This window comes from Acinetobacter sp. ANC 3903, from assembly GCF_002135315.1.
In the GTDB taxonomy this organism is placed as follows: Bacteria; Pseudomonadota; Gammaproteobacteria; order Pseudomonadales; family Moraxellaceae; genus Acinetobacter.
Map to the genome: position 1 here is coordinate 60,649 of NZ_NEGA01000001.1, position 15,504 is coordinate 76,152.

17 protein-coding genes are annotated in these 15,504 nt (G+C 43.5%); 7 read left to right on the forward strand and 10 right to left on the reverse strand.

Annotated features, from left to right (window positions below; translation table 11 throughout):
- Positions 1-23: 23 nt before the first annotated feature.
- Positions 24-1,031: an AraC family transcriptional regulator gene (locus B9T29_RS00295; protein WP_086174002.1), complete on the reverse strand. Its 1,008-nt coding sequence runs from the start codon at positions 1,029-1,031 to the stop codon at positions 24-26.
- Between the two features lie 231 nt (positions 1,032-1,262).
- Between B9T29_RS00295 and infA the strand changes: the two genes are divergently transcribed.
- Together infA and B9T29_RS00305 are read left to right on the forward strand one after the other, a co-directional pair.
- On the forward strand, positions 1,263-1,484 hold the full coding sequence (gene infA / locus B9T29_RS00300) for a translation initiation factor IF-1 (protein WP_001284370.1): 222 nt from the start codon (positions 1,263-1,265) through the stop codon (positions 1,482-1,484).
- 125 nt (positions 1,485-1,609) lie between these two features.
- The gene (locus B9T29_RS00305; RefSeq protein ID WP_086174003.1) at positions 1,610-2,011 is read left to right on the forward strand and encodes a hypothetical protein; all 402 of its coding nucleotides are present in this window, start codon (positions 1,610-1,612) and stop codon (positions 2,009-2,011) included.
- A gap of 61 nt (positions 2,012-2,072) precedes the next feature.
- On the opposite strand, the gene leuB is transcribed toward B9T29_RS00305, so the two are convergent.
- From leuB to B9T29_RS00330, 5 genes are all read right to left on the reverse strand, one after another.
- On the reverse strand, positions 2,073-3,152 hold the full coding sequence (leuB, locus tag B9T29_RS00310) for a 3-isopropylmalate dehydrogenase (protein WP_086174004.1): 1,080 nt from the start codon (positions 3,150-3,152) through the stop codon (positions 2,073-2,075).
- A 44-nt stretch (positions 3,153-3,196) separates the two neighbouring features.
- Entirely contained in the window at positions 3,197-3,760 is a 564-nt protein-coding gene (locus B9T29_RS00315) for a hypothetical protein (protein WP_086174005.1), read from the reverse strand.
- A gap of 105 nt (positions 3,761-3,865) precedes the next feature.
- Positions 3,866-4,516, reverse strand: a complete 651-nt coding sequence (gene leuD / locus B9T29_RS00320; RefSeq protein WP_086174006.1) for a 3-isopropylmalate dehydratase small subunit — start codon at positions 4,514-4,516, stop codon at positions 3,866-3,868.
- A 24-nt stretch (positions 4,517-4,540) separates the two neighbouring features.
- Positions 4,541-5,974 carry a 3-isopropylmalate dehydratase large subunit gene (leuC, locus tag B9T29_RS00325; protein WP_086174007.1) on the reverse strand — a complete coding sequence of 478 codons (1,434 nt, stop codon included), beginning with the start codon at positions 5,972-5,974 and terminating at the stop codon, positions 4,541-4,543.
- Positions 5,975-6,231: 257 nt separating this feature from the next.
- Positions 6,232-6,423, reverse strand: coding sequence for a hypothetical protein (locus B9T29_RS00330; protein WP_086174008.1), 192 nt, complete (start codon positions 6,421-6,423; stop codon positions 6,232-6,234).
- 184 nt (positions 6,424-6,607) lie between these two features.
- Here B9T29_RS00330 and B9T29_RS00335 point away from each other — a divergent pair, with 184 nt between their 5' ends.
- From B9T29_RS00335 to ovoA, 3 genes are all read left to right on the forward strand, one after another.
- Positions 6,608-6,850, forward strand: coding sequence for a DUF2061 domain-containing protein (locus tag B9T29_RS00335; RefSeq protein ID WP_086174009.1), 243 nt, complete (start codon positions 6,608-6,610; stop codon positions 6,848-6,850).
- Positions 6,851-7,054: 204 nt separating this feature from the next.
- The gene (locus tag B9T29_RS00340) at positions 7,055-7,927 is read left to right on the forward strand and encodes a LysR family transcriptional regulator (RefSeq protein ID WP_086174010.1); all 873 of its coding nucleotides are present in this window, start codon (positions 7,055-7,057) and stop codon (positions 7,925-7,927) included.
- A gap of 148 nt (positions 7,928-8,075) precedes the next feature.
- Entirely contained in the window at positions 8,076-10,262 is a 2,187-nt protein-coding gene (ovoA, locus tag B9T29_RS00345; protein ID WP_086174011.1) for a 5-histidylcysteine sulfoxide synthase, read from the forward strand.
- 52 nt (positions 10,263-10,314) lie between these two features.
- Here the strand turns inward: ovoA and B9T29_RS00350 are convergent, their stop codons facing one another.
- Positions 10,315-10,560 (reverse strand): DUF2789 domain-containing protein, encoded by a 246-nt coding sequence (locus tag B9T29_RS00350; protein WP_086174012.1) that lies wholly within the window; start codon positions 10,558-10,560, stop codon positions 10,315-10,317.
- Positions 10,561-10,843: 283 nt separating this feature from the next.
- Entirely contained in the window at positions 10,844-11,494 is a 651-nt protein-coding gene (locus tag B9T29_RS00355; RefSeq protein WP_086174013.1) for an HAD family hydrolase, read from the reverse strand.
- Positions 11,495-11,676: 182 nt separating this feature from the next.
- On the opposite strand from B9T29_RS00355, the gene B9T29_RS00360 reads away from it, so the two are divergent.
- On the forward strand, positions 11,677-12,153 hold the full coding sequence (locus tag B9T29_RS00360) for an RNA pyrophosphohydrolase (RefSeq protein WP_086174014.1): 477 nt from the start codon (positions 11,677-11,679) through the stop codon (positions 12,151-12,153).
- An 88-nt stretch (positions 12,154-12,241) separates the two neighbouring features.
- The gene (ptsP, locus tag B9T29_RS00365; RefSeq protein ID WP_086174015.1) at positions 12,242-14,539 is read left to right on the forward strand and encodes a phosphoenolpyruvate--protein phosphotransferase; all 2,298 of its coding nucleotides are present in this window, start codon (positions 12,242-12,244) and stop codon (positions 14,537-14,539) included.
- 4 nt (positions 14,540-14,543) lie between these two features.
- Here ptsP and B9T29_RS00370 read toward each other — a convergent pair whose 3' ends face one another.
- Both B9T29_RS00370 and B9T29_RS00375 read right to left on the reverse strand, forming a co-directional pair.
- Positions 14,544-14,735 carry a hypothetical protein gene (locus tag B9T29_RS00370; protein WP_086174016.1) on the reverse strand — a complete coding sequence of 64 codons (192 nt, stop codon included), beginning with the start codon at positions 14,733-14,735 and terminating at the stop codon, positions 14,544-14,546.
- Positions 14,736-14,920: 185 nt separating this feature from the next.
- Positions 14,921-15,301, reverse strand: coding sequence for a YkvA family protein (locus B9T29_RS00375; protein WP_086174182.1), 381 nt, complete (start codon positions 15,299-15,301; stop codon positions 14,921-14,923).
- Between the last annotated feature and the right edge of the window lie 203 nt (positions 15,302-15,504).

The window sequence follows — 15,504 nt, forward strand, 5'->3', positions numbered from 1 at the left end:
AAAGGGAGGCTAGGAGGGATTTCTTAACGCTGCTTGCGTTTTCTATATTCCACCGGCGTTTCGTTGGTCCAGCGCTTAAAAGCACGGTAAAAAGTACTCGGCTCGGAAAATCCTGTTAGATAGACGATTCGCTCTACACTCTCTGCCGTATTGGCCAATAATTTCTTCGCCAGACGACAGCGGTAGTCAGACAGAATTTGCTGAAAACTGGTATTGGCTTCACTCAGCTGGGTACGTAAACGGCGTGGAGTAATATTTAAATGGGTGGCTACGGTTTCCAAAGTGGTTTCGCCACTTTCTAAAGTCGAGCCAATCGCACGGCGTACTTCCCCAACCAGATCATAACGTGCCAGCTCTTGCAGCTTTTCAATCGCCAATTGCTCATGTAACTGCAACAGCTCCGGTTCTGCTTGCCATAACTGATAATCTAAAATTGCAGGATCGAAATATAAACGAGTTTCCTTTTGTCCTAGACTCACCGGACATTCGTAAATCCGGAAATATTCATCATCGGGTGCGCCCTGACTGAAGTTAAAATCGATATAAATCGGTTGAAAACGGCCTTCAGTAATAAACTTGAAGAAACGCAACACGCCAGAGAGCGCACATTCAGAAAAGTGACGATTGACAATATTTTCTCCCCACGGCTGCTCACCATTGGTTAAATAGCAACGGTCATCTTCAATCACCAGTGTGGCATGAAAGGCATCACTAATCAGGCGCTGATAGGCCAAAGCACGCTTCAGCCCTTCACCAAAGTTTTCACTGGAAATAAACAGATGCTCAATTACCTGACCACGATATAAAGGCAGATGTTCACCCAAATGCAAACCAATATCAGGATCTTTACTCACTTCTTCTGCAGCCACCCAAAACGCATATTGGGCACTGAGCGGAGTTCGATCATTGGTCTCAACCTGATTTAAGGCCACACCAGCTTTCATTAAAATTTCTTCAGTTGGCAAACCCGAACGACGGATGGCTTGATAGCCTAGTCGCAAAACAACTGATGCATCAGTTAGCTGACCCACGCAAAGACCTTCCTTGTATGTTGTTCATTTATACTTAAAAAGATTGATTTTAGATTAACTGTGATTGACCAAACTGACAACATGACAATGCGCTTTTTTACAGAAAATATTTATACGGAGGGTTCGCTTATTTAACTGACAGATGAACGAGCAAAGCCGCATTGCGCCTTGTTTTATACAAAAAAATTGACTATAATTTGCGCCTTTCCAATTTATTCATTCAGGTAGGCTATGGCCAATAAAGAGGAACTCATCGAGTTCGAAGGCGTTGTCACCGAGACGCTTCCTAATACTATGTTCCGTGTACGTTTAGAGAACGGTCACGAAGTGATTGCCCACATCTCTGGTAAAATGCGTAAACACTATATTCGTATTTTAACTGGCGACAGTGTTAAAGTAGAAATGACTCCTTACGATTTAACGAAGGGTCGTATTACTTATCGTGCACGCTAAGTTTTAGCGTAAGCAGAAGCCACTTTTTATAGTGGCTTTTTTATTCCCTGACCGTTTATCAAATGACAACGTTCATGTAAATTTTCTCCGTATAAAATAAAGTTTTATCTTATGGAGAAAAGGCAATGTCATTTCTTCACTCTCTCGCTCTAATGACTGTATTGTGCCTGCTGTATGGATGCACAACCTCAGCAACAACCAGTGCACAACAACGCGATACCTATTTACAACAATTTATTGGGCAGACTAGCCAAAGTATTCAAGCCAAGCTTGATTTGAGTAGTATCGGTTACCAGCAAGTCCTATCGCCCACTTTAGATGATCATGCGCTGACTTATACCGTGATTCGTCCTATTACTATTCCAATGCCCATGGCTCAAAACCCTGCTGACATTGATTATGGTAGTGTTCCCATACAAATCCCGCCTCGTGCGCAAAGTTATGATGTGAACTTGCAATGTAAAATTATCTATCGTTTGGAACACAACATTGCCAAATCGGTTTATTACACCGGCCGTACCTGCTAAATCATCAAAAAAACACAATAAAAAACGCAGCTCATGGCTGCGTTTTTGATGTCCGGCGAACTTAGTTCAATGCAGCAACTACTGCTTGACCCATTTCCACGGTACCCACTTGTGTATTCCCTTCAGACATAATGTCGCCAGTACGTAAACCTTGATCCAATACATTGCCTACTGCATCTTCAATGGCTTTCGCTGCTGCTTCTTCACGGAAGGTATAACGAAGCATCATGGCAACTGAAAGAATAGTAGCTAATGGATTGGCAATGTTTTGACCTGCGATGTCAGGTGCTGAACCATGACATGGCTCATACATGCCTTTACCGTTTTCATCCAGCGAGGCAGATGGCAACATGCCGATAGAACCTGTCAACATTGCCGCTTCATCAGACAGGATGTCACCGAACAGGTTACCCGTCACAATCACATCAAACTGCTTAGGCGCACGTACCAGCTGCATTGCTGCGTTATCTACATACATATGCGACAAGTTGATTTCTGGATATTGCTCTTCTTTCAGTGCAGTCACTGTTTGCTTCCAAAGCTCGGTCACTTCAAGGACGTTGGCTTTATCGACTGAACATACTTTACCGCCACGTAAGTTCGCCATTTCAAAGGCAACTTTGGCAATACGTTGAATTTCAGACTCTTTATAAACGTCAGTATTGAAACCTTGCTTCTCACCATTTTCCAGTTCACGGATACCACGCGGTTGACCGAAGTAGATCCCGCCAGTGAGTTCACGCACGATCAAGATATCGAGGCCTGATACGATTTCAGGTTTCAAGCTCGAAGCACCAGCAAGTTGCGGATAAAGAATTGCAGGACGCAAGTTGGCAAATAAATTCAATTCAGAACGGATTTTCAATAAGCCACGTTCAGGACGAATTGAGCGTTCAATGCTATCCCATTTTGGACCACCAACAGCACCTAACAGGATCGCATCTGCGCCTTTTGCCTGTTCTGCTGTCACTGCAGGGTAGGGTTCGCCATGTGCATCAATAGCTGCACCACCCAATAAACCCTGTTCCCAAGTCAAACCCAGATTGAATTTTTCATTTACTCGTGTAAGTACTTGTTCAGCTGCTTTTACGATTTCAGGACCAATACCATCACCTGGTAAAATCAAAATATGTTTTGACATGAGTGTTTCCATTTATGAAGTCGATGGATTAAATCGACGGGATTTTAAATTTTCTTTTCTACAAATTCGCCCAGACCGGTTAAGGCATTATAGGGTCTGCAGAAACGTCGGATTGTCTTGTGTTCTTGTATGAGATCGACACACAAGGGTTCAGGTGCAGATACATTCAGCAAGCTGCCCTGCTGTTTGTTGCGATCACGATACATTTTAAAAATGTAATGGTGTTTCGGCTTAAACTGATGAAAAACATGAAGGGTTTCTGCTCGATCTTTGGAAATCGGATAAAAGCGGATCACCAGTTCATGTTGCCCCGGGGGGACTGAAAGATATAACGCATTCGGCTGACTTAAAGAGTTCGCCTGTAAACGTAAAACACCCGATTCAACTGCAGCGCTATTCACACGACGCTGTGCTGCATCAATAATTTGAATTTTATCTAAACGTTCAAATTCACAGTTTGCAGTACCAGCACAGTAAATTAAGGCATTTGTTTTTGTGCTTTCAGTTTCTTTTACATGTTTAATGCGTACTGTATCAATGCCTTGGCATGCACTTAAGGATGCGACCATAAGACCAAGTACAGCAAGCTGACCGTAAACTTTTGTCATTATTCGAGCCCAACCCTCACCAATTAAAGCCAACTAAATATTTTTATGGATTCGATATTAGCAAGAGTTAAGCCCCGATACTACTAGCGCTGAAAATTCAAGTAATTAACCACGAATTTCCTGAAATACCCAAGGACGTGATTGCTTGGTTTTTTCTTCATAGGCACGAATATCATCTGCAGCTTGTAAGGTTAAGCCAATATCATCCAAACCATTCAACAAGCAGTGTTTACGGAACGGATCGACTTCAAACTTGAAGGCTTCACCCGTTGGCGTACGTACTTCTTGTGCTTCCAAGTCGATGGTTAACTGATAGCCTTCTGTCGCAGCACATTCTTTGAATAACTGATCCACAATTTCTTCAGACAGAATCACCGGCAACATGCCGTTTTTAAAGCTGTTGTTAAAGAAAATGTCGGCATAGCTTGGTGCAATTACGGTACGGAAACCATATTCGTTCAACGCCCATGGCGCATGCTCACGGCTTGAACCACAACCAAAGTTGGCACGTGAAATCAATACAGTTGCACCCTGATAACGTGGCTGGTTCAAAATGAAGTCAGGGTTTTTCGGACGAATTGAATTGTCCTGACCTGGATAGCCTTCATCCAAGTAACGTAATTCATCAAACAGGTTTTCGCCAAAACCGGTACGTTTGATCGATTTCAAAAACTGTTTTGGAATAATTAAATCTGTATCGACATTGGCACGGTCTAATGGTGCAACGATACCTTGTTCAACGGTATATTTTTTCATTGTCTTTGCTCCTATTAGCCGAAATTAGAAAGTACGCACGTCAACGAAATGACCGGCAATGGCCGCAGCTGCTGCCATTGCAGGACTCACCAAATGCGTACGACCGCCATTGCCCTGACGACCTTCGAAGTTACGGTTAGAGGTTGATGCACAGTGCTCGCCCGGTTGTAATTTGTCAGCATTCATGGCCAAGCACATTGAGCAGCCCGGTTCACGCCATTCAAAACCAGCTTCCAAAAAGACTTTGTCCAAGCCTTCAGCTTCAGCCTGCTGTTTCACCAAACCAGAACCTGGAACCACCATGGCCTGTTTAATTGAAGCGGCAACTTTACGGCCTTTAATCACTTCGGCAGCAGCACGAATATCTTCAATACGCGAATTGGTGCAAGAACCAATAAATACACGGTCCAATTGAATGTCTGCCAATGCCTGACCGGCATTTAAGCCCATGTATTGATAAGCACGAGTCCAGTCATTACGTTGCACGTCATCTTTGGCCTGTTCCAAAGTCGGCACCGCTTCAGAAACCGGAATCACCATTTCAGGAGAAGTACCCCAAGACACTTGCGGTTCAATCTCTTCACCTTGCAACACTACTACGGTGTCAAAGTGTGCGCCTTCATCAGAATGTAAGGTATTCCAGTACTCTACTGCTTTATCCCAATCTTGACCTTTCGGTGCGTAGTTACGGCCTTTTACATATTCAATGGTCTTGTCATCCACAGCGACCATGCCCACGCGCGCACCGGCTTCAATCGCCATGTTGCACACGGTCATACGACCTTCAATCGACATGTCACGGAATACTTGACCACCGAATTCAATCGCGTGACCTGTACCGCCCGCAGTACCAATTTTGCCAATGATTGCTAACACGACATCTTTTGAAGTCACGCCTTGACCCAATTTTCCGTCAACACGTACCAACATGTTCTTCATTTTCTTTTGAACCAGGCACTGGGTAGCCAATACATGTTCAACTTCTGAAGTCCCAATCCCGTGAGCCAAGCAACCGAATGCACCGTGAGTTGCGGTATGCGAGTCACCACACACCACCGTCATGCCCGGTAAGGTTAAACCTTGTTCAGGCCCTACCACGTGTGCAATCCCTTGGCGAATATCATTAATGTCAAATTCAACAATATCGAAAGTTTTACAGTTGTCATCCAAGGTTTGCACCTGGATACGCGAAGTTTCATCTTCAATACCGGCAATACCCTGTTCACGCTCAGTTTTTGAGGTGGGTACGTTATGGTCTGGTGTGGCTATATTGGCACTTAAACGCCAAGGTTTACGACCTGCAAGCTGCAAACCCTCAAAAGCTTGTGGTGAAGTTACTTCATGTAATAAATGACGGTCGATATAAAGTAAGGCTGAGCCATCATCGCGTTGTTTTACTAAATGGTCATCCCACAATTTATCATATAAAGTCTTTGCTTTTTGGGTATTGCCTGCCATGTCGACGCGCTCCATAGAACTGGGTAATGCTTTCGTTAACTTCGATTATAACCACGTATTCACATAAATCTAATTTATCATTTTTATTAGTTTAAAAACTTTTTGGAATTAATTTTAACCTGATTAAAACCCTGAATTTTGGCAAAATTTCATCTCTCAGTTTTTAAACCAAGTCGCTATCTCCTGATGTTGAAACTCAACCCATCCAGGGTACTTTATCAATCAAGCAATGAGTGAATGAGTAACTGACTTTGAATTTAGTGCGACGAACTGTCTTTGGTTTCGATCAGCTGTTCAATCGCGCGGATGAGTTCTGCTTTCGCTGCACCGCACTGCGCCGCAGCCTGATTTTCGTCATCTTCATCATCGGCAATCTCATAAACCTGACTTCGCTTTTCCACCGCTCCCTCAAAAATATCAAGCAGGTATTTGATGTGTTTTATATCCATTTCTTTCATCCTCTAAAAAAGTATCACTGTCCGATACCTTTGCCCTGTTGTTTATTGATTGTTAAGTTTGATCAGTTAATTATCCATAAAACCGATTAAAAAGTAAGAAATATTCGTTTTTACAAATTAAATAAGACTGATTATCATTTAGCCATATCCCGAGGCAAAGATTGAGGAACAACCCATGGCTCACATTCAAAAATTTGTAGATAACAACCAGCGTATGTTTAAAAAAACCTTTAGCTATTACATTATGCACATCACCATTGCCATGTTGGTCGGTTATTTCGTGACAGGAAATATCTGGATGGCACTTACGCTGAGCTTGCTTGAACCGACCATTCAGGCGATTGCCTTCTTCTTTCACGAAAAAATCTGGGAAGCCAAGCCAGCTCAAAGACAGAACAGCAATAATATAGTCATCTAAAGGGTACATCGACCCAAACTAGAGATCATGGCTTGCCCGCTTCCGCTTTATAAGCACTCCATTCATATGCAGTGCTTTTTTTATTTTTACTCTTTAAATTCACATCTGCATACATTTTTCACTGTCTTTTTTTCAGATTAAACTCTCTCTTTAATATAAAAATATTTTATAATTATTTTAATATTTCATAACCAGATTATCCTTATGAATCTTGCTGCCTTTGAAGCGTTCATTAAAGTCATGGAAACAGGCTCTATTTCTATGGCCGCCGAGTTATTGTTTATTACTCAACCTGCTGTGACCAAACGAATTCATAGCCTGGAAGAATACTTTGGCGTGAAACTGTTTGAGTCTGCCGGTCGTGGTGTTCAGGCCACCCATGCAGCACACTCTTTATTGCCGAAAGTAAAAAACTGGCTCAATGAACTGGGCGATATTCACCACACCTTAAGTCACGAACAGGAACAGGTGCAAGGCAAGCTGAAAATTGGCACCAGTCACCATATTGGTTTGCATCATCTGCCTCAGCATCTGCGCAATTATGTACAAAAATTCCCGGATGTGACTTTAGATGTACATTTTGTTGATTCGGAACAGGCGCATGAACAGGTATTGGCCGGTGATCTGGAGCTGGCTTTCTTAACCCTTCCACCGCAAGGCGATGAACGCCTCAGTTATGTGACCATCTGGAATGATCCGCTGGTGTTTGTAGCTGCACCTTTTCATCCGCTGGCGCAAAAAAAGCATTTGAGCCTGGAAGATCTGATCCAGTACCCGAGCTTACTGCCAGCATCGCAAACCTATACCACTCAAATCACCTTGGCAGAGTTTGAAAAGCAAGGGGTTAAACCGAAAATCACCATGAGCAACAATCCGCTTGAATCCATCCGCATGCTGGTTTCCATTGGTTTGGGATGGTCGGTATTACCGAAAACTTTGCTGAATCAGGACCTGCAAATGCTGGATATTGATTTGCAAATGAACCGTCAACTGGGCATGGTCTGGCATCCTGGCCGTACCCAGTCACGTGCAGTACAGGAACTGGTTGCGATGATGCAAAACTCCCATCTCAGCTAAAATTTGCTTTAAAGGCTGCATCGGTCCGGATGCAGCATTTTGTTACCTAAATCCTCAGCACAGTGGCCGAGCTTTCGAGTACTTTTAAATAAAACACATAAAACAAGATGTTTTAAATGTGTAAAAGAATTCGACGGAGTGTGAGCACATGTTGAGGGATTTATTATCTGCGCGAGCTAAAAAAGACCAATCTGTAATCCATCCTCATAATTCCTGCGTGTGGCAAGGTGCAAAAATTTCTCTGCTGCCCACTCCCAATTTAAACTTTGCCGATGAAGCCACTGCACGGCATGGCTTGCGTGATTATTTCCTGAATACTTTCGATAGCTATGAGCTGCTGTTTGAATGTCTGAAAAACCCGGAAGGCTATTACCTTAAACCCATTTCTTTACGTCATCCGCTGATTTTTTATTTTGGCCATACCGCCACTTTTTTTATCAATAAATTGTTGCTAAGCAAACTGATTGGCGAACGCCTGAACCCGCAACTGGAAAGTATTTTTGCTGTCGGGGTCGATGAAATGAGCTGGGATGACCTGAATGACCAGCATTATGAATGGCCAAGCATTGCAGAAGTCCGGGTTTATCGTCATCAGGTACGCAATCTGGTGCTGAATCTGATTGAGCATGCTCCTCTGACATTACCGCTGAACTGGAATCATCCGTGGTGGTCCATCATCATGGGCATTGAACATGAACGAATTCATCTTGAAACATCCTCGGTACTGATTCGTCAGCAGCAGCTGGACTATGTGCACAATCATCCGCAGTGGCGTGCCCAGGTCATGACCGGGGTTGCCCCTGAAAATACATTAATTGCGGTTCCTGAAGGCAAAGTGTCACTGCACAAAACCTTCAATGCTGCTTTTTATGGCTGGGACAATGAGTTTGGTCAGCATCAGGCGGATGTTCCCGCTTTTGAGGCTTCACAATATCTGGTCTCCAATCAGGAGTTTTTGAGTTTTGTGGAGGATGGCGGTTATACAAATGATCGCCACTGGACCGCAGAAGGACAGGCCTGGCTGAAATTTTCTCAAGCAGCACATCCCTGCTTTTGGCGAGAAACACCTGAAGGCTGGTCACTACGTATTATGCTGGAAGAAATTCCTATGCCTTGGGACTGGCCGGTAGAAGTGAATTATCTTGAGGCCAAAGCTTTTTGTCACTGGAAAGCCGAGAAAACCGGTCAAAACATTCGCTTGCCCACAGAAGATGAGTGGTATCGGCTCTATGAGGTAGCAGGTTTGGATCCTGAGCTGCCCTGTCCGGATCATGCCAACATCGAACTGAAATACGGAACCAGTTGCTGTCCGGTAAATTATTTCCAGCAAGGCGATTTTTTTGATATTCAGGGCAATGTCTGGCAATGGACTGAAACCCCGATTTATCCTTTTGACGGTTTTCAGGTGCATCCAATTTATGATGATTTCAGCACCCCCACCTTTGACGGACAGCATAATTTAATCAAAGGTGGCTCCTGGATTTCTGCCGGCAATGAGGCTTTGCATAGCTCACGTTATGCCTTCCGCCGGCATTTCTTTCAGCATGCCGGATTCCGTTATGTTGCCGCCTCACAAACGCTGCAGCAGTTTCAATCGCAGTATGAAACTGACCAGATGATCTCGCAATATCTGGAATTTCAGTACGGTGCAGAATATTTTAACGTGCCCAATTTTGCCCAAAGCCTGATCAATATTGCACGGCCTTATTTCAAGGATCTGGCAACACATCAGGCATTAGATATCGGTTGTGCCACAGGTCGCGCCAGCTTTGAACTGGCAGCTTATTTTGATCAGGTTACAGGACTGGACTTTTCTGCACGTTTTATTCAGCAGGCGGTACAGCTGGCACAAGGTGAAACGCTACGTTATACCCTGCCAATTGAGGGTGAACTGATGGAATATAAAGCTTGTAACTTAAAAGAATTGGGTCTGGATGCCCATGCAGACCGGGTCAATTTTTTCCAGGCCGATGCCTGCAATTTAAAGCCACATTTTAGCGATTACAATTTTATCCTGGCTGCGAATCTAATTGACCGTCTGCACCATCCCAAAGATTTTTTAGCCTCTATTCATCAGCGTTTAAGCATGGGCGGGATTTTAATGCTAGCCTCACCCTATACCTGGCTAGAGGAACATACCGCACGTGCTGAATGGCTCGGGGGTTTTAAAAAAGATGGGGAAAACTTTAGTACGCTAGATGGTATTGCCGAACTGTTACAAGAGCATTTTGAAATGCTGGCCGAACCGCAGGATGTCGCATTTGTCATTCGTGAAACCACACGTAAGTATCAACATACGCTGTCCCAAGTGACCTTATGGAAACGGATCAGATAATCCCATCGTTAAAAAAAGCCAATCTACTGATTGGCTTTTTTCTCTTTGATCTTTATTGAATCACTGAATCTTCATGCAGCGATTCATTCAGCTGGTCGACAATAATCGCCCATGAACCATCCGACTTGATTTTTTCTGCTAAAAACTGGCGCTGTGCTTCAGTCCAATATTCTGCTTCAGTAATTTTAGTCTGAGCATTCAGTTGATGGGTAGCAATAAACAGGGTGATCGCCTCTTCGCTAGAGTCGAGTCCCAACTGCTCAAAAAGATTGGTCATTCTTGGACGTGTTTGGCTCATTTTAATCTCCCATTCTTCAAGCTAAAGTTTAATTTTTTATCAGTACTGATCATCATCTTCATGTCTAATATACGGTAACTGCATAATGATAGTAAGGACTATTTTATCGTCCCTTAGTCGATATAAAACATTCAACCCGGTTCAGCAGATCGGTAGAAACCATCTTCAAACATGCAAGGATTTCGACACATTTTTATTTTTTTTATTTTTCTTATTTTTAACTTTTAAAATAAGCAGAGCCACGATATTCCTCACGACTCTGCCCTCACTCAGAAAAAAAGACCTAAATTGACCAGTCCTGAATTTCCCAGTTTTGCTCTTTGGCTAAAAGGGCTAAACGATCATCTGGATTGACCACAATCGCATGGTCGGCATGTTCCAGCAAGAACCGGTCATTGATTGAATCCGAATAAGCCCACGATTCTTCTACATTGCGTCCTGCAAGCCATTGTTCCAAACGGATCAGCTTGCCTTTTTGGTAGCACGCGGTATTGATGACTTTACCGGTATATTTACCCTCAATCACTTCTGCATTGGTGGCAATAATTTCAGTAATGCCAAACTCATGAAAAATCGGTGCAGTAATAAAATCAGAAGTCGCGGTAATACCGACCAGTTCATGCCCTGCATCTTTGTGTTTTTGAATTGCAGCAAAACCTGCTGGACGCATTTGTGGACGAATCACTTTTTTCATGAACAATTCATGTAATTCGCTTAAATAATCATTGTCATGCTGGGTTAAAAACTCAAATACAAACTCGTTATAGGCAATTGGGTCAAGTTGCCCTGCTTTATAGTCTTCATAAAACTTGTCATTCATCTGACGATGTCGGATTGGATCGACTAAACCCTCGGTTACTAAAAACTCACCCCATGAATAATCTGAATCGGTATTAAGGAGGGTGTGGTCGAGGTCAAATAAAGCCAATTTCATGAAAATACTCGTAAAAACTGAAATTTAAGAAAAAAATTGTAAATCTATCTCCGCTAGTCGATAGAAATTCGTTAAGATCATAGCAATTTTTAACATTTAAGCTGTGCTTTTTTTCGAGATGGATATAGAAATAACAATCCCCGAACAAAAAGTCATACATTACAGAAGATTTAGGTAGCCAAATGATCGACTCAGAAGGTTTCCGACCGAATGTCGGGATCATTTTGGCAAACGACATTGGACAAGTTTTATGGGCAAAACGCATTGGACACAATGCTTGGCAATTTCCACAAGGAGGTATCCAGTATGGAGAATCCCCCGAACAGGCACTTTACCGTGAGCTGAGAGAAGAAGTTGGCTTATTGCCCGAACATGTACAAGTTATAGCGCAAACAAAAGGTTGGCTGCGTTATCGTTTGCCGCAACGGTATATACGCGCGGATTCAGATCCAGTGTGTATTGGTCAAAAACAAAAGTGGTTTTTACTCAAACTGACAGCTCCAGTCCGTAATATTCAGCTGGATTTGTCTGACCCACCCGAGTTTGACCAGTGGCAATGGGTAAGTTACTGGTATCCATTAGGCCAGGTCGTGAATTTTAAACGCGATGTATACCGTAAAGCGATGGTGGAACTGTGTAACCAGTTACCGTCCATCTAAAGCTAAAAAATCGTATGAAAATGCAGATTTTTTAGTGACATGTTGTTATAACTAAAAATAGTTTTAAATCTTTTTTGGAGCAGATTTTATGTCGAATATGCAACTGGATACCTTAAGACGCATTGTGCAAGAAATCAATGCGTCCACCAGTTTGCACGAGTCACTCGACATCATGGTCAATCAGGTGGCCGAAGCCATGCATGTAGATGTCTGCTCCATCTATCTGCTGGATGAGCGCAACCAGCGTTATCTGCTCATGGCTTCTAAAGGATTAAATCCTGAAGCTGTGGGACATGTTTCTTTGCACACCAGCGAGGGCCTGGTAGGACTGGTTGGACAACGCGAAGAAATTGTCAATCTGGACAATGCACCTAAGCACGAACGCTTTATGTACCTGCCTGAAACCGGTGAAGAAATTTACAATTCCTTCCTCGGTGTTCCGGTGATGTACCGCCGCAAGGTGATGGGTGTACTGGTCGTTCAAAATAAAGAATCCCAAGATTTTAGCGAAGCAGCTGAATCCTTTCTGGTCACCCTGTGTGCGCAGCTTTCCGGTGTAATTGCTCATGCACATGCGGTAGGCAATATTGATGTGTTCCGCAAGCCCAGCACCTTGCCGGCTTATAAAACTTTTCAGGGGATTTCGGGTTCGGGTGGTATTGCCTTAGGCCGTGCAGTGATTCTCTATCCACCTGCCGATCTGGCTGCAGTACCGGATCGTGAAGCCGACGATATCAGTGAAGAACTGCAACTGCTGGATAATGCCTTAAATGCAGTACGCCAGGAAATCCTGTCGCTGGATGAGAAAATGCAAGATGCCTTAATGGCAGAAGAGCGGGCACTGTTTAGCGTGTTCTTGCGCATGCTAGATGAAAATGCGCTGCCTGCTGAAATTAAGGCGGAAATTCGTGATGGTAACTGGGCGCAAGGTGCAGTGCGTAATGTCATCGACAGTCATATTGCCCTGTTTGCACAAATGGAAGATGACTATTTACGCGAACGTGTTTCTGATCTGAAAGATCTGGGGCGCCGTATTTTGGCATTCTTGCAGGAAGCAGACGCCAGCCATCGTGAACTGACCGATGAAAGCATCCTGATTGGGGAAGAAATTTCGACTGCGGCACTGGTGGAATTACCGGTAGATAAAATTGCCGCCATTGTCACCACTGAAGGTGCCATGAATTCACATATGGTGATTGTGGCACGTGCTTTGGGTATTCCAACCGTGGTGGGTGTCACTGAACTGCCGATCAATACCCTGGATGATGTCGAAATGATTGTCGATGCCCATCAGGGTCGGGTGTTTATTAATCCGCCACGTCGTTTGCGTAGCCGCTATAAAGAAATTCAAAAAGAAGAAGAACAGATTGCCAAGGATTTAAAACAGTACGAAACCAAGGATGCCATCACCCCTGATGGTGTTGCGGTCAAACTGTATGTGAATACCGGCTTAATGATTGATGTGGTACGCGGGGTACAGCGTGGAGCCAAAGGTGTAGGTCTATACCGCTCCGAAATTCCGTTTATGCTGCGTGACCGCTTCCCGGGTGAAGAAGAACAGCGTGCGATTTATCGCCAGCAATTGAGCCACTTCGCCAATAAACCGGTGGTGATGCGAACCCTCGACATTGGTGCGGACAAAGACCTGCCCTATTTCTCGATTGAAGAAGAAAACTCGGCGCTGGGCTGGCGCGGTATCCGTTTTACCCTGGATCATCCTGAAATTTTCTCTGCCCAGATTCGCGCCATGCTCAAAGCCAGTATTGGTCTGAATAACCTGCACATCTTGCTGCCAATGGTGACCAGTGTCAGCGAAGTGGAAGAAGCCTTATATCTGCTGGATCGGGACTGGCAAGTGGTGCAAGAAGAGGAACAGGTCAAAATTACCAAGCCCAAAATTGGCATCATGGTGGAAGTACCCAGTGTGCTGTTGCAGATTGAAGAATTTTCTGAACTGGTGGATTTTTTCTCGGTCGGTTCCAATGACTTGACCCAGTATTTACTGGCGGTAGACCGTAACAATCCACGGGTTGCCAACGTATATTCCCACTTCCACCCTGCCGTATTACGGGCGTTGTCACGCTTGGTGATCGAATGTCATAAATACGATAAACCGGTCAGTATTTGTGGAGAAATGGCCGGAGATCCCTTGGCAGCTGTGCTGCTGATGGCGATGGGCTTTAATACGCTGTCAATGAGTTCCAGTAATATTCTGCGCGTGCGTAAAACCATTTGCCATGTACCGATGAGCGATGCACAAGAACAGCTGGAACGAGTATTGAAAATGAGTAATCCGCTGATCATTAAGAGCTGGATGGAGTATTACTTCAAGACCCATGGTCTGGGGGATATGGTGAAATCTGCAACCCGTATCGTGGGTGCTTAAAGGCTTAAATCAAAGCAAAACAGCAGAAATTAAAAGGGAGATAGTCATTTGAGTATCTCCCTTTTTTGTGCTTGTCATAGCCACGTTTTGCATTTTTCTTTCGGTCTACAAATACCTGGCTTTTGTTGACCTCATGCATGTGTTTTGCCACAAAGTTGTTAATCACAACCTCTGGCATTTGCTTTTTCTTTGCCATGTTTTTTCACCTGTTTGATGTTCGCCATCTTATCGATGGGATGGTGATAATACGCCTTTTTGTACAGAATTCAAGCGATTTTTCTGATCAGATACATTTCGGGTAAAAGATCAATTTAACCTAAATAAAACTTATTTATTTCATATACTTAAATTCAGATTTAAAGTCTTTATACAAATCAATTATTACAATTTCTGCATATTCAAAAAATGCAGGGCCAAATAGCCCAGAAACAGCGACCAAATTAAAATAATCACGCCTGCGGCCCAACGGTTTACAGGTCGCTCCGCTAATAGTGAGGCACGGTTTCTGCAATCTTCTATAATTTCTTTAGGCGTAAGCCGAATCACCAATAACAGTCCTAAGGGCACAATAATAATATCATCCAGATAGCCCAGTACTGGAATAAAATCAGGAATCAAATCAATGGGTGATAAAGCATATGCCGCAACAATCAGCGCCAGTAGTTTGATCCAAACAGGCGTTCGCTCATCTTTAGCCACCAGCCAAACGACCACCACATCTTTTTTAATGCTTTTAGCCCATTGTTTAATTTTTTGATACATACCGGTACTGAAAATCAAAACTTTATCAATGATATGTTAGATAAGTTTTCTTAAATAAATATAAATTTTGCAGTTTCAGGATTATTTTTGTGTAAGTATCAACCAAAGTAAAATTCAGGTGAAGGGAGAGGTGCTTTTAAATTATATTGGCATTATCCCCGCCTTCTCCCTGAACCATATATGGCGCAAGAGAAGAAACTTTC